14 protein-coding genes are annotated in these 13728 nt (G+C 36.6%); 9 read left to right on the top strand and 5 right to left on the bottom strand.

The genetic code is table 11. The features are described from left to right. Positions 1-123: 123 nt before the first annotated feature. The gene (locus tag BTO22_RS11405; RefSeq protein ID WP_105055637.1) at positions 124-1011 is read left to right on the top strand and encodes a LysR family transcriptional regulator; all 888 of its coding nucleotides are present in this window, start codon (positions 124-126) and stop codon (positions 1009-1011) included. A 445-nt stretch (positions 1012-1456) separates the two neighbouring features. Here BTO22_RS11405 and BTO22_RS11395 read toward each other — a convergent pair whose 3' ends face one another. Beyond that, positions 1457-2779: a 6-phospho-beta-glucosidase gene (locus BTO22_RS11395; protein WP_105055636.1), complete on the bottom strand. Its 1323-nt coding sequence runs from the start codon at positions 2777-2779 to the stop codon at positions 1457-1459. A gap of 121 nt (positions 2780-2900) precedes the next feature. On the opposite strand from BTO22_RS11395, the gene BTO22_RS11390 reads away from it, so the two are divergent. After that, positions 2901-3803, top strand: a complete 903-nt coding sequence (locus BTO22_RS11390) for a LysR substrate-binding domain-containing protein (protein WP_105055635.1) — start codon at positions 2901-2903, stop codon at positions 3801-3803. Between the two features lie 36 nt (positions 3804-3839). On the opposite strand, the gene trpS is transcribed toward BTO22_RS11390, so the two are convergent. Beyond that, complete coding sequence (trpS, locus tag BTO22_RS11385; RefSeq protein ID WP_105055634.1) at positions 3840-4871, bottom strand: tryptophan--tRNA ligase; 1032 nt, start codon at positions 4869-4871, stop codon at positions 3840-3842. Between the two features lie 339 nt (positions 4872-5210). Between trpS and BTO22_RS11380 the strand changes: the two genes are divergently transcribed. Genes BTO22_RS11380 through BTO22_RS11355 form a run of 6 tightly spaced genes read left to right on the top strand, consistent with a single transcriptional unit; the run spans position 5211 to position 10436 of the window. Continuing rightward, on the top strand, positions 5211-6263 hold the full coding sequence (locus tag BTO22_RS11380; RefSeq protein ID WP_105055633.1) for an ABC transporter substrate-binding protein: 1053 nt from the start codon (positions 5211-5213) through the stop codon (positions 6261-6263). A gap of 9 nt (positions 6264-6272) precedes the next feature. Beyond that, a complete protein-coding gene (locus tag BTO22_RS11375) occupies positions 6273-7094 on the top strand; it encodes an alkaline phosphatase family protein (RefSeq protein ID WP_105055632.1) in 822 nt (273 codons plus the stop codon). Continuing rightward, positions 7091-7978, top strand: coding sequence for an ABC transporter permease (locus tag BTO22_RS11370; protein ID WP_105055631.1), 888 nt, complete (start codon positions 7091-7093; stop codon positions 7976-7978). Before BTO22_RS11375 ends, BTO22_RS11370 begins: the two co-directional genes overlap by 4 nt. After that, entirely contained in the window at positions 7965-8750 is a 786-nt protein-coding gene (locus BTO22_RS11365; RefSeq protein WP_105055630.1) for an ABC transporter permease, read from the top strand. The genes BTO22_RS11370 and BTO22_RS11365 overlap by 14 nt, the downstream gene beginning before the upstream one ends. Then, the gene (locus BTO22_RS11360) at positions 8750-9769 is read left to right on the top strand and encodes an ABC transporter ATP-binding protein (RefSeq protein ID WP_105055629.1); all 1020 of its coding nucleotides are present in this window, start codon (positions 8750-8752) and stop codon (positions 9767-9769) included. The genes BTO22_RS11365 and BTO22_RS11360 overlap by 1 nt, the downstream gene beginning before the upstream one ends. 1 nt (position 9770) lies before the next feature. Continuing rightward, positions 9771-10436: an HAD family hydrolase gene (locus tag BTO22_RS11355; RefSeq protein WP_105055628.1), complete on the top strand. Its 666-nt coding sequence runs from the start codon at positions 9771-9773 to the stop codon at positions 10434-10436. Between the two features lie 46 nt (positions 10437-10482). Here BTO22_RS11355 and BTO22_RS11350 read toward each other — a convergent pair whose 3' ends face one another. Both BTO22_RS11350 and cspE read right to left on the bottom strand, forming a co-directional pair. Further along, entirely contained in the window at positions 10483-10692 is a 210-nt protein-coding gene (locus BTO22_RS11350; RefSeq protein WP_105055627.1) for a hypothetical protein, read from the bottom strand. Between the two features lie 289 nt (positions 10693-10981). Further along, positions 10982-11191, bottom strand: a complete 210-nt coding sequence (cspE, locus tag BTO22_RS11345) for a transcription antiterminator/RNA stability regulator CspE (protein ID WP_012552262.1) — start codon at positions 11189-11191, stop codon at positions 10982-10984. A 484-nt stretch (positions 11192-11675) separates the two neighbouring features. Here cspE and BTO22_RS11340 point away from each other — a divergent pair, with 484 nt between their 5' ends. Further along, entirely contained in the window at positions 11676-11891 is a 216-nt protein-coding gene (locus tag BTO22_RS11340) for a hypothetical protein (RefSeq protein WP_105055626.1), read from the top strand. A 46-nt stretch (positions 11892-11937) separates the two neighbouring features. Here BTO22_RS11340 and BTO22_RS11335 read toward each other — a convergent pair whose 3' ends face one another. After that, positions 11938-13554: a mechanosensitive ion channel family protein gene (locus BTO22_RS11335; RefSeq protein ID WP_105055625.1), complete on the bottom strand. Its 1617-nt coding sequence runs from the start codon at positions 13552-13554 to the stop codon at positions 11938-11940. Positions 13555-13728: the final 174 nt, after the last annotated feature.

The following is a 13728-nucleotide window of genomic DNA, read 5'->3' as shown; positions in this document are numbered from 1 at the left end:
ATATCAATCAGATTAAATACTTGAATATTATATCTACTAAACACATAAAATTATCAGTTATTTTTAATATAATAATATTTTGTTATATTGAAACATCATAAGATAACAACGATTTGGTGATCTATGCTTAACCCTCTATGGCTCAATACCTTTTGTACTTTGGTTGATGTCGGCCACTTTACTCAAACGGCAGAACAGTTATACATGACTCAACCGGGGGTCAGTCAGCACATCAAAAAATTAGAAAACGCTTGTGGGTATGATTTATTAAAGCGTGAGGGAAAAAGTGTTGAGCTGACTGAACAAGGTCGTTTGGTTTATGATTTTGCAAGACAGCAACAGCGTAATACAGCTAATCTAATTGAAACACTAAGTTTTGATGACCCACATAAAGGTTTGTGTAAACTGTCTTGTTCTGGTGCCTTAGCGTTGTCTCTTTATCCTGAATGTATCGATTTACAAAAAACATATCCAAACTTAACGACCTCATTAGAAGCGGCACCAAATCATAAAATATTAGATGACATTCAACGTGGGCATATCGATATTGGCATTGTTACTCATAACCCCACGCCTAGTTTATTTCGTAGCGAAGAACTAACCGAGGAGCCTCTTTGTTTAATTCTGCCAAAAATCGATCAAAACACGCCCATCACTCTCGAAGTATTAATGTCCCGAGGATTAATTAAACACCCAGACGCCGAGCATTATTTGTCGTTATACTTCGATCATTGTAAAGATGAAGCCTTAGAAAAAGGAAATGCGAATGGATTCCCTATCGCAAGCTACATTAATCAATTAAGCCAAATATTATTGCCTATCGCTCAAGGAATTGGTTTTACTGTATTGCCACAAAGTGCCATTGATGCCTTTCCTGACAAAGACAAATTATATATTCACACACCGACAGAGTTGGTTATGGAGCGCTTATTTTTGGTTCAAAAACGAAACAGAGAATTGCCAAAACGATATCAAACGCTGATAAAAAAGATCAAAGAAACATTGATCTAGAAACATTGATCTAGAAATATTTATTTTTAAGTAGGTGTTCAGTGGGAATAAAGAAATTTTAATGTTCAAATTGAATAAACATAAAGCGCTAAAACCAAAAAACTCCTGACGGTCAGGAGTTTTATTTTTTTACCATTTCTTAGCCGTGTCTTTTGCAGTGTCTTTCCAATATTGAATTCGCGCACGTTGCAACTGGGCTTTTCTTGTTCTTTTCATAATATACTTCCTTTAATCACTCGCTCATCTTTGAGCTGCTGTCATAAATCTCAATGACCCATTCAATCTATAGTAGTGTGGATCACTTTGCGAGGATCAAGATCACGAATATTTAAACGTACTTCGTGTTTTTACTTATATTTTATGATCTATGTAACAGTTTAGCGACTCTCATCACTAAACTGCATTCCATTATTTTTTAACTAAGAAAAGAAACAACTGATTGAAATTATTCTACTAAATGACGAAACTGTGGCATGTAATCTAAATTTTCTCTCACTGTCTCTTCTAATGCTTTGTCTAAAATAGTACCAGTGTTTACTAATGGGTTTAAGATCAGAGCACGTTTAGCAAAATTTAAATCTCCAGTGATTGCAGCTTCAACAGTTAACGTTTCAAATTCTTTCATCAATTGAATAAGACGAAGTGTATCCGTCGGGAATGGTGCTACATTTAATGGCAAAGGACCATTTTTAGTAATCATAGAGCTCACCTCAACCGTACAGTCATCAGGTAAACCTGCTATTGTTCCATTATTACGTGTATTTACATGCATGATAGTTCGTTTATCGTTATAGATAGAACTCATTAACTCGCAAGCGGCTTCTGAATAGTACTGACCACCACGCTTTTCTAATTCTTTTGGCTTCTCATTTAAATCTGGATTACGATATATATCAAACAAACGATCTTCCATCTCTTTAACGACTTCACCACGAGTTCCTTCCCCATCAGCTTCCTTTATTTCTTGCTGCATAATGTCATCACTCATGTAGTAATAACGTAGGTAAGCACACGGGATCATTCCCATTTTAGATAGAAGTTCTTTCGACCATGCAAAAGGGGGAATATTCTTAGGAACTAATTTATCATTACCCGTAATAATCTCATTAACGATATACGCAAGTTTATCTTGGCCTTCATGTAAAATCTGACGAGCCCAAATAAAATGATTTAAGCCCGCAACCTGCATAATCACATCTTCTTCTTTAGCATTTAGTATTTCTGCAACACCTTTTTGCATAATTACAGGAACGTTACATAACCCGACAGTTTTTACTTTAGTGTGTTTTAAAACAGCCTCAGTCACCATACCCGATGGATTAGTAAAATTAAGTAACCATGCATCAGGACACAATTCTTCAATATCTTTACAAATATCAAGTGTGATTGGGATAGTTCGACACGCATTTGCAAAACCACCAAGGCCATTTGTTTCTTGTCCTATCATTCCATATTTTAATGAAATACGTTCATCACGAATTCGACCTTCTAAACAACCCGCTCTAAATTGAGAGCAGATAAAGTCAGCCCCTTCTAATGCTTCACGACGGTTTAGTGTTACTTTTACCGTTATATCCAAATTTTCACGTTTAATCATACGGCGAGCTAAACCCGCAATAATTTCTACCTTATCTTTTCCGTCTTCAATATCAACCAGCCATAACTCACTTAATGGTAATTCATGCTTACGTTTTAATAACCCTTCAATTAACTCTGGCGTATAACTTGAACCACCACCGATCACCGCAATTTTTAAAGAATTTTTCATTATGATTCCCTCAATACAAATTAGACTAGCTAATTAAACGTAAAGTTGACTTGACTAACAAACCATATAAAAATACCTATAAATTAGTATAGCTAATGCATAGATATGAAAGAGGGACTCCATGAATAATAAACAATCGTTATTAGCGAACTTATATACGTTCAATATTGCAGCAAAAAGCTTAAGCTTTACGATTGCAGGAGAGGAACTTTTTTTAACTCAAGGAGCAATAAGTCAACGCATTAAACAACTTGAACTCCAATTAGGGTTTACCTTATTCATTCGATTAACTCGAAAATTAGAGCTCACTGAAGAAGGAAAACGTTTATGGGATGTATTAGACTCTTCTCTTGAAACTATTTTTTCTGAAATCGAAGACATTCAATTTAATGAACTCAGTGGAGAGCTTTACATAGGTGTTGCTCCTACTTTTGCACAATCATGGTTAATGCCTAGACTACCTGAATTTCAAGCACTATACCCTAGCCTAGACCTAAAGATTCGAGTAAAAGCAAGCCCATTAGACTTCAAACATGAACCCGTTGATCTCGCCATTTATTACAGTAACGGACAGCACCCAGATCTTCATTGCGAAAAACTTTTCGATGAATATCTTACTCCTATTTGTACTCCTCATTACGCCCAAAAATTCACTCAACATCCTTTTAATATGAATAATGCTTGTCTAATTCATTGTACTGAATCATTAGATTCTATACGCACAGATTTTGAATGGACATACTGGTTATCAATGACAAATAAACCAACTCCAACACAAACGAAAAACTATGTCTTTAACCATTCAGAAATGGCGATATCTGCAGTAAGAAATGGAATGGGTATAGGTATTGCACGTACCAATCTCATTAGCACATACTTAGAAAATGGCGAACTAATAACGCCTTTTGAATCTATAGCTTCTAATCTTAGTTATAATTTGATTTGCCCAAAAGGCCATGAACACCGCCCTAAATATCAAGCATTTACTCGTTGGCTACAACGAAAAATAAAAGAGCAGGGCTAATATTTACCCCTGCTCTATCTTCATAAGCCCAAAATATTAAAACAACGTTAAGCCAAAGGCTTTTTTCACATTATGTAAAACTTGATTCGATTCTTCTTGAGACTTCTCACTGCCTTGTCGAAGGATCTCAATCAACTGCGCTTTATCTGATATATACATTTCTCTGCGCTCACGGATTGGTTTTAGTATTTCCTGTAAACACTCTTCTAAGATTTTTTTAGTTGTCCCATCACCTAAACCACCTTGCTGATACTGGTTTTTTAGTTGACTGATATAAGCAATATCAGGATGAAATGCATCTAAATAAGTAAATACGACATTACCATCTACTTGGCCAGGGTCTTCCACACGTAAGTGCGCTGGGTCGGTATACATTGCTTTTACCGCTTTCGATATGCCTTTTTCATTTGAACTTAAAAGAATGCAATTACCCATGGATTTTGACATTTTAGTTTTACCATCTGGGCTAGGTAAACGTGACATCTTACTTAGCAGTGGACGACACTCAACCAAAACCTCTTCTTGAGCAATATGATTCAATTTTCTTACTATTTCATTGGTTTGCTCTATCATCGGCAATTGATCATCACCAACTGGGATCAACGTTGCTTTAAACGCCGTAATATCTGCTGCTTGGCTAATTGGATAAGTGAGAAATCCTGTAGGAATAGAAGAGCCAAATGACTTATTTGCAATTTCATTTTTAACCGTTGGGTTTCTTTGTAGGCGGGCAACAGAGACGAGATTCGAATAATACATCGTCAATTCTGATAATGCAGGAATCGCCGATTGCAAACAGATAGTAGTTTTAAGAGGATCAATACCAACAGCAAGATAATCAGCAACTACATTTAAAATGTTCGACGATACTTTATGGGGATTATGACCGTTATCCGTCAAACCTTGTAAATCGGCGACTAAGATCGTTTGCTCGTACTGGTGTTGCAATTCAACTCTCTGCTGTAAAGAACCAACAAAATGCCCTAAATGCAGCTGACCTGTTGCTCTATCACCCGTTAAAATTTTTTCTTTGATGCTTGATTGATGTGCGGTGTTTTGATTTTTCATGATATTGCCTCTAGATAGATACACCATCGGAGACAAGCATTGCGAGTATTCATAAGCAGTCTTCCGACGGCTTTGAATATTTACATAGGTGTGATTCAGCGCCGCTCTATAAAATAGAACGCCACCAACAAATTGAGATGAATGTAACTTGAGTATTCATAATCATGCTTTAAAACTATCACCATAAAAATCAAGACTCAAGCACTTTTTTCACTCAGCACTGAAACATTAATGACATTAAAATTCACTAAAACTGTCAGAAATTCGCCTCAAAACCGTCACAAACTCTCTCTAGGATGACAATCAAATTATTGATGTAGTCCAAAAGGATAGAGACCGATGAAGACATTATTAACCAGTGCAACATTACTTGCTACAACCTTATCAAGCCCATTATTTGCAAAAGATGCAGATATTCAATCTCTTGTAAATGCGGCAAAACAAGAAGGCCAAGTATACAGTGTTGGCATGCCGGAGAGCTGGGCAAACTGGAAAGATACATGGAATGACCTAGGAAAAATCTACGGTTTAAAACATCAAGACACCGACATGAGCTCCGCTCAAGAAATTGCAAAATTTGCCGCTGAAAAGAAAAATGCAACAGCAGATATTGGTGATGTCGGTTTCGCATTTGCACGCGTTGCCGTAAAAAAAGGCGTAACACAACCATACAAACCAACAACGTGGAACTCGATTCCTGATTGGGCAAAAGATAAAGAAGGCCACTGGGCACTGGCCTATACAGGGACTATTTCATTTATTTCAAACAACAAACTAGTGAAAAACCCACCAACCTCATGGGATGATTTACTAGAAGGCTCATACAAAGTAAGTGTGGGAGATGTTGGTGTCGCAGCTCAAGCAAACAATGCCATACTCGCGGCTGCTTTTGCAAAAGGTGGCGATGAAAGTAACCTAAAACCGGCAATTAAGTTCTTTGCTCAACTAGCAAAACAAGGCCGCTTGTCTTACACCGACCCTGGTTTAGCTAACTTAGAAAAAGGCGAAGTCGAAGTCGCTGTTTTATGGGATTTCAATGCACTTAACTATCGAGACAAATTAGGACGTGAACGTTTTAGCGTAAATATTCCTCAAGATGGTTCCGTTATCTCAGGCTATACCACAATCATCAATAAATTCGCAAAAAATCCAAACTCGGCAAAACTGGCTCGCGAGTATATCTTCAGTGACCAAGGACAAATTAACTTAGCTGAAGGCTATGCGCGTCCAATACGCAGTGATGTTGCACTGCCTCAGTCGATTCAAGATAAATTAATTCCTAACGACCAATATACCAATGTTCACCCTGTAAGTGATTTTAAAGCATGGGAAAAATCAGCACGTAAACTGCCTCGCCAATGGCAAGAAAACGTATTAATTAATCAACAGTAAGAGGTCACGATGAACAATAAGGTTATCCTTGTTGTACTTGATGGTCTTAATTACCAAGTAGCCCATGATTGTATGGGTTACTTAAATGGGTTAATTGAGCATCAAAGAACAACCTTATATAAACTTCAATCAGAGCTTCCTTCGCTCTCTCGTCCGTTGTATGAATGCTTACTAACGGGAATATCACCGGTTGAAAGTGGGATAGTAAACAATAACATTGTTCGTTTATCTCATTATGAGTCGATATTCAGCCTAGCAAAAGAGCAAGGACGCACAACTGCAGCAGCCGCTTATCATTGGGTGAGTGAACTTTATAATGCAGCACCTTATGATGCAGTACGCGACCGCTTTACTCATGATGAAAACAAGAATATTCAGCATGGCTGTTTCTATCACTGGGACCATTATCCTGATGAGGCGTTATTTATCGATGCAGAGTACCTTCGCCGTACCTACCAACCTGACTTTTTATTAATCCACCCGATGAACATTGACGATATTGGTCATAAGTATGGTTTAGACTCAATCCAATACAGAAACAGCGCTCGTACGGCTGATGTTATTTTATCGAACTACATTGATGATTGGGTAAACGATGGTTATCAAATCATCATCACCAGCGATCATGGTATGAATAATGATTTATCTCATGGCGGGATTTTACCTGAAGAGCGCGACGTCCCTTTATTTGTCATTGGCCATCGCTTTAGCCATCAAGATCCTGTGCTTAAAAACATAAAAATTAAACAGACCGACATCTGTGGTTCTTTATGTCAATTATTGGCACTTGAACACGACAAACCTTATTCTCAGGAATTGTTAGCATTATGAGTAGTTCTGTAGTCACTTATCCTAAAAGCACCTCCAATAAAACACTGACAACTTGGGTAAAGAAAATCAAACCCGCTATTTGGTTAGCACCACTGGCGTTGTTTTTCTACCTATTTCAATTAGCCCCAATGATTTGGGTTTTTATCAATAGCTTTATCTATGAAGATGAATTCTCATTAGAAAATTATCAAGAAATATTTGATTCTAGCTTTATGCTGCAAGGCTTTAGCAACAGTTTATGGCTAGCTGTGTGGTCAAGTTTTATTGGGCTTGCGATTGCCACCTTACTGGTCTCTTCACTTCGTAGAATTGACAGTAAAATACGAGATGGTGTTATTGCATTTACCAACATGAGCAGTAATTTCTCAGGGGTTCCATTGGCCTTCGCTTTTATCATCATCCTTGGTGTAAATGGGGCTTTTACTTTATTGCTAAAACAGTACGGATTAATTGATGACTTTAATCTTTATGGAAAGTGGGGATTACTCACTTTGTATATTTATTTTCAAATCCCATTAGGCGTTCTGTTGCTCTACCCAGCCTTTGATGCGTTAAGCGATGATTGGCAATCAGCCTCTGCTCTACTCGGCGCAAAAACATGGCAATACTGGCTCAAAATAGCACTGCCCGTTCTGTCTCCTGCGCTGCTTGGCACCTTTATTATTCTTATCGCGAATGCCATTGGCGCGTATGCCAGTGTATATGCCTTAACTAATGGTAATTACAACGTTATCACCGTTCGTATTGCTAGCCTTGTTTCTAGTGATTTATTCCTAGAGCCGAATTTAGCTGCTGCCATCTCGGTTATTTTAATGGCCATTCTTGCCTTTATTACCATGATCAATCAATGGCTTATTGCTAGGAGTTATCATGCAAAACGTTAATACGACACTTCATAAATCGGTGGTTTATTCAATCGTGGGATTAATGATGATCCCTATTATCACTACCTTTGTGTATTCAATTTCTTCTCGTTGGGGAGCTACTGTCTTACCTGATGGATTTTCTCTTCACTGGTATGGACAACTCTTAACTGACGAGCGATTTTTAGCGGCTTTTGGACGTTCATTATTTATCGGTATCGCCGCACTGACACTCAGCGTCGTTCTGATCATACCTGCTATTTTTGTCGTATTTTATTACTTTCCAAAACTCGACAAAGTAATGAACATTCTTATCTTATTGCCCTTTGCTGTTCCTCCTGTGGTCTCTTCTGTTGGATTATTGCAGATCTACGCTGACAGCAGTATTCCATTAGTAGGTACACCTTGGATACTGATTGGAACCTACTTCACGATAGCACTTCCATTTATGTATCGCGCTATCTCCAACAGCTTTGAAGCCATTAATTTACAAGACCTTATGGATGCAGCTCATTTACTTGGGGCCAGCACAACAAAAGCGTTTCTCTTGATCATTCTTCCGAATTTACGCAAAGGGTTAATGGCATCACTCTTTCTATCTTTCTCGTTCTTATTAGGTGAATTTGTGTTTGCCAATATCTTAGTCGGCACTCGTTATGAAACTCTACAGATCTACCTTTACAATATGCGTCAAACCAGCGGTCACTTTACGTCAGCTTTAGTGATGACCTATTTCTTATTCATCTTTTTACTGACTTGGTTAGCAAGTCGTTTTAACCGAGGTATTAAATAATGAGCTATGTAAGCGTAAATCAATTAACGAAATCATTTGGTGATAACACTGTCTTTGAAAACGTAAATTTCAATATAGAAAAAGGCGAATTCATTACTTTATTAGGCCCAAGCGGTTGTGGTAAATCTACCCTACTTCGTAGCTTAACGGGATTAGATCCTATCAATAATGGAGAAATTTGGGTTAATGGTGAAAACATTACTCAACAAAGCCCACAACAACGTGGCATTGGTATGGTATTTCAATCTTATGCATTATTTCCAAATATGACGGTAACTGAAAACATCGCTTTTGGACTAAAAATGAAAAAAATTGATGCAAAGACCGTTGGAAAGGAAGTAAATAAAGTCATTGAATTAGTAGATTTAAACGGTAAAGAAAATCGCTACCCGCATCAATTATCAGGCGGACAGCGCCAACGAGTGGCATTAGCTCGTGCACTAGTCGTCAAACCAAGAATATTGCTATTAGATGAACCTTTATCGGCACTAGATGCCAAGATCAGAAAACGCCTTCGTCAACAGATTAGAGACATTCAAAAAGAACTCAATTTAACCACGATTTTTGTCACTCACGATCAAGAAGAAGCCATGATCATGTCGGATCGCATCTTTTTAATGAACCAAGGTGAAATAGTTCAGCAAGGATCACCCGAAGAGATCTACACACAACCAGCTAATGAATTTGTGGCAGGGTTCATGGGACATTACAACTTAGTTGACGCACCAAAGGCCAAGCAATTATTTAATATTGAAACCGAGTGGAAAGTCGCTATTCGACCAGAATCTATTTATGTAAAAGAAGAAGGACGCCATTATGCAGATCATATATCAACACCCAAACAAGGTATTATTAAAAACCACCAGTTACTTGGAAATGTAATACGATACCAAGTAGAAGTAAATGATTGCAGTTTGACTGTTGATTTACTCAATCGCTCATCAGAAAGACTATTAACCGCAGGAAGTACACTAGACTTACTCTTCAACCTTAATGAAATTCAACCAGTGAGAACTTAGTATGACGCAACCATTGTACGTTTTTGATATGGACGAAACCTTGATTAACGGCGATTGTGCCATGATTTGGAATGAATTTTTAGTTGATAAAGGGATTGTAACTGATCCCGACTTTCTAGACGAAAATAAGCGCTTAATGGCTCTATATTCTCGAGGTTTGATGGATATGGAGGACTATTTGTCTTTTTCAATGCAGCCATTGAAAACAATACCAAAGAGTGAAATTGCATTACTAACTTCTGAATGTGTCGAGGAACGGATTTTACCTCTATTATTTCCAGAGGCTAAAACACTTATTACCCAACTAAAACGCGATAATATCGACATGATAATTATCTCTGCATCTGTCGCTTTCTTAGTTCAATCTGTCGCAGATCGCCTTGGTATAGAGCATGCTATTGGAATTGATTTAAAAGAAAAAGGGGAACTCTATACACGTCATATATTAGGTGTTGCGAGTTACAGAGAAGGAAAAGTAGAACGTCTATCAGAATGGTTAAATGGAGGAGATAAAACCTATTCTGAAATACATTTTTATACTGATTCTATCAATGATTTACCATTATGCTTGTACGCGAGCCATACGTACTTAGTAAATCCTTGCGAACAGTTAGCGGTTTATTCAGAAAAGAAAAATTGGCCGGTACTTTCTTGGGGAAGCCAATAACTGATCATGTTTAAAAAGCGTGATATTTAATTTATACAACTAATGATTAAAACGAAATTAAAAAACTGCCAATAGGTTGATTATAACTGTTGGTAATACTTCCTTGACCTGTCTCTTCACAGTATGAAAAATCAATATCAAACGAGTCTAACTCGCCCTTCATTAGAATATTACGTAATAGGACATCACTATTTAATTGATGTATTAGGGCATCCCATGAAACATTGTTTTTGAAAATAGTAAAATTTACTTTCATTCAGTACCTTTGATTTATAATTAAGAAATAAGATTAATTTTCGGCCTAAATATCTCAAATACAAGGATCAGAAAAATTAATACGAATAATGTAATAGATTAATGTTACAGAAAAATGATTGGATTAAAACTAAGATAGTAGAGGTAACTAAGAGATGTTATGACAAGTACGAAACAGGAGCAGATGTTTGAAATGTTTTATATCTTACAGAGTAGAACTAAATCGAGTGTTAACAATATTTAAAAGTAGCGCAGATGATGTAAATATCATCTACGCAACTTATTTGAAATTAAGCAGCTACAACGTTAGCAGCTTGAGGGCCTTTTTGGCCTTGCTCAACTTCAAAAGAAACTTTTTGGCCTTCAGCAAGAGTTTTGAAACCCTCTGAAGCGATAGCACGGAAATGTACGAATACGTCAGCGCCGCCGTTATCTTGAGTGATAAAACCGAAACCTTTCTCTTCGTTAAACCATTTAACGATACCAGTTGTTTTAGACATGTAATGTCCCTTATATATTTAAATTCATAAAAAATCGCATAATGCGATGTGCTTAGAGCTTGAATTATTAAATGTGACGACAAAGCTAAGGGAAACACTGAGAATAACGACATTACGAAGAAATACTAAGGCTTACTTTACTTGATGTTCATTAACAACTCTGAGCAACATAGCGAGATGAATAATACCTTAGTGTCAAACATTGTAAAGTTTTTTCTTCAACTTATTTTCGTTTTTGAGGGGTTCTGCTGCATATATCAATACGTTAGTGCCATTATTCTTTCTGATGGACTTCAACGAAGACTCTTCATTTTAACTCATTAATAAACAATAAGTTAAATTACAAGCTGATAAAGTGAGTTTCTTCATCCAACAAAATCGAAATCTAACATTACCAAGAAAAGCGATTAATTTCTGATCCTCTTTAGCTATGATAATTCTATTAATAAGCCATTATTTTTCTATGTTATCGGAGCATTTACGCATGAAAAAAATTGTCCCATTTATTTTACTCGCCTTTTTCAGTCTGCGTTTATTTGCTTCTGTTCGCCCACACATCCAGCAATTAGAACATGATAGTTTCACTATTTTACGTTCTGCACTAATCGTTGGCGCTGTTTGTTTTGTTATTTCATTGGTTATCAAAAAATTCAAAAAACCATCACCTATAGTAACAAAAACAGACGACATCTCAGAATAGTAGATAAAAAAATAGCGACCAACTTGGTCGCTATTTTTACTTGTATCTACTGTTGAATTTCAGCTTCATGTTTATAAATATGGAGATCTCGTTGTGGGAATGGAATACTCACACCTTCAGCATCAAAACGTTTCTTAACGGCTTCAGTTACTTCCCAATACACATCCCAATAATCATCCGTCTTCACCCATGGGCGAACAACGAAATCTACTGACGATTCATTTAGTGTATGTAGCTTAATCATGTGTTCAGGCGATTTTAAGACTTTTGGGTGACTTAACAAAATATCATTAAAGATAGATTTTGCTTTTTCAATATCGTCTTGGTAACCAATACCAAAAACCATATCTACACGTCGCACAGTCTCAACCGTGACATTCTTAATTACGTCACCCCAAATTTTATTATTTGGGAAAACCAAATTTTGATTATCAACCGTTTTAATTGTTGTTGAAACTAAGTTCATGTGGCTCACTTTGCCCGTAATACCAGCAATCTCAACCAAGTCATTAACATCAAATGGACGGTAAATAAGAATCATCATGCCTGATGCAAAATTTGATAATGTGTCTTTTAATGCAAAACCAATTACGACACCAGCAACACCAAAACCAGCCAATAGCGGTCCCAGATCAATACCAACTTGAGATAGAGCAATCAAGATACCAATCAGCATCACTAATTTAGAACCCATCGATACAAAAAAATCTTGCATCAAACGACTAAATTTCATTTTAGAGTGAGACACACTGCGTTTAATCGTTTTTCCAGCCAATTGAGATAGAACACGAGCAACCCAAAGGATAATAAAGAAAATAAGCACTTTAAAGACTAAAGATGGCGCATTTTGAATCGCCCATTCTTTAAAGCCATTACCCCACTCTTCCACAAGCCCATAAGCTACGCCTATATCAAGCACGTCACTATTGATATCTCCTGTCATTGAAAAGATAAGTTGCTTATATTTAGTAATATCAACACCATTTTCTTCCATTAATGCCGTTGTGGCTTGTAAGCTAGCCACCATTAATGAGATACGTTCAGTTAAATTTACTGCATTATGCTTTAACGTTGCCTTTTGCTCTTCTGATGCAAACTTCAAACGTTTAGCAATATCATTTCGCTGAGTATTAAGGTAATGAATTACATTAAACAAAAGGTCTGCTCGGGTTTCTAATTCTTTTAAAATCGTTTTTTCTTCTTTAGAGAAATCAATGTTTAATTCTTCACCCCAAGCTAAAGTTTCAAATGCTTCTACGTAATATTGGTCCATCAAACCAAGGCGCTTTTGAGCTGCAAATTGCAAATCAGCTTTCTCATCGCCACTTGCTTTTCTTGATGCTTTTGTTATGCGAATTAACTCTTTTTGGCTATAAGCCAATAACTGATTAATCAGTTGCATTTCAGATTGAACAAGGCCATTTAATTCGGCTTTTTTTGTATCTTCTTGCAATTCTAATACAATATCAGCTCGAACTCTTTCATTTTGTCGATGTAATACATCTTCAAAAAAAGGTTTATCGGCAGGATCAGCAGTAGATAGTTGAACTAAACGTTCCTGTAAGTTTTGTTGTGTTGCTTTAATTTCATTAAGACTTTTTGCATAAGTTGGAGCAATAAAGCTAACCATCAATAACAACAAAGCCACATATTTCTTAATCATAAAAAACGTCCTATATAAATCATGACCATATAATAATCTAAGCTTATGTATTCTCGTGCATAACTCTTATCAATCATAGTGGCAAACGATGAAAATGCGCTCAAATGTTGAGAATTTGTGATATTAAAATGCACTTACTGGGAGTTTTTTTACTTACTTATGTATCTATCTCTG

It is taken from the genome of Aliivibrio sifiae (genome assembly GCF_002954705.1).
GTDB lineage: Bacteria > Pseudomonadota > Gammaproteobacteria > Enterobacterales > Vibrionaceae > Aliivibrio > Aliivibrio sifiae_A.
This window is presented reverse-complemented; position numbering and strand designations above follow the sequence as displayed.

Excerpts from the sequence above, each read along its gene's own strand:
- BTO22_RS11335 (WP_105055625.1), bottom strand. The coding sequence starts at position 13,554 with ATGATTAAGAAATATGTGGCTTTGTTGTTATTGATGGTTAGCTTTATT.
- BTO22_RS11340 (WP_105055626.1), top strand. The coding sequence starts at position 11,676 with ATGAAAAAAATTGTCCCATTTATTTTACTCGCCTTTTTCAGTCTGCGT.
- cspE (WP_012552262.1), bottom strand. The coding sequence starts at position 11,191 with ATGTCTAAAACAACTGGTATCGTTAAATGGTTTAACGAAGAGAAAGGT.
- BTO22_RS11405 (WP_105055637.1), top strand. The coding sequence starts at position 124 with ATGCTTAACCCTCTATGGCTCAATACCTTTTGTACTTTGGTTGATGTC.
- BTO22_RS11370 (WP_105055631.1), top strand. The coding sequence starts at position 7,091 with ATGAGTAGTTCTGTAGTCACTTATCCTAAAAGCACCTCCAATAAAACA.
- BTO22_RS11350 (WP_105055627.1), bottom strand. The coding sequence starts at position 10,692 with ATGAAAGTAAATTTTACTATTTTCAAAAACAATGTTTCATGGGATGCC.
- BTO22_RS11365 (WP_105055630.1), top strand. The coding sequence starts at position 7,965 with ATGCAAAACGTTAATACGACACTTCATAAATCGGTGGTTTATTCAATC.
- BTO22_RS11360 (WP_105055629.1), top strand. The coding sequence starts at position 8,750 with ATGAGCTATGTAAGCGTAAATCAATTAACGAAATCATTTGGTGATAAC.
- BTO22_RS11380 (WP_105055633.1), top strand. The coding sequence starts at position 5,211 with ATGAAGACATTATTAACCAGTGCAACATTACTTGCTACAACCTTATCA.
- BTO22_RS11395 (WP_105055636.1), bottom strand. The coding sequence starts at position 2,779 with ATGAAAAATTCTTTAAAAATTGCGGTGATCGGTGGTGGTTCAAGTTAT.
- BTO22_RS11390 (WP_105055635.1), top strand. The coding sequence starts at position 2,901 with ATGAATAATAAACAATCGTTATTAGCGAACTTATATACGTTCAATATT.
- BTO22_RS11355 (WP_105055628.1), top strand. The coding sequence starts at position 9,771 with ATGACGCAACCATTGTACGTTTTTGATATGGACGAAACCTTGATTAAC.
- BTO22_RS11375 (WP_105055632.1), top strand. The coding sequence starts at position 6,273 with ATGAACAATAAGGTTATCCTTGTTGTACTTGATGGTCTTAATTACCAA.
- trpS (WP_105055634.1), bottom strand. The coding sequence starts at position 4,871 with ATGAAAAATCAAAACACCGCACATCAATCAAGCATCAAAGAAAAAATT.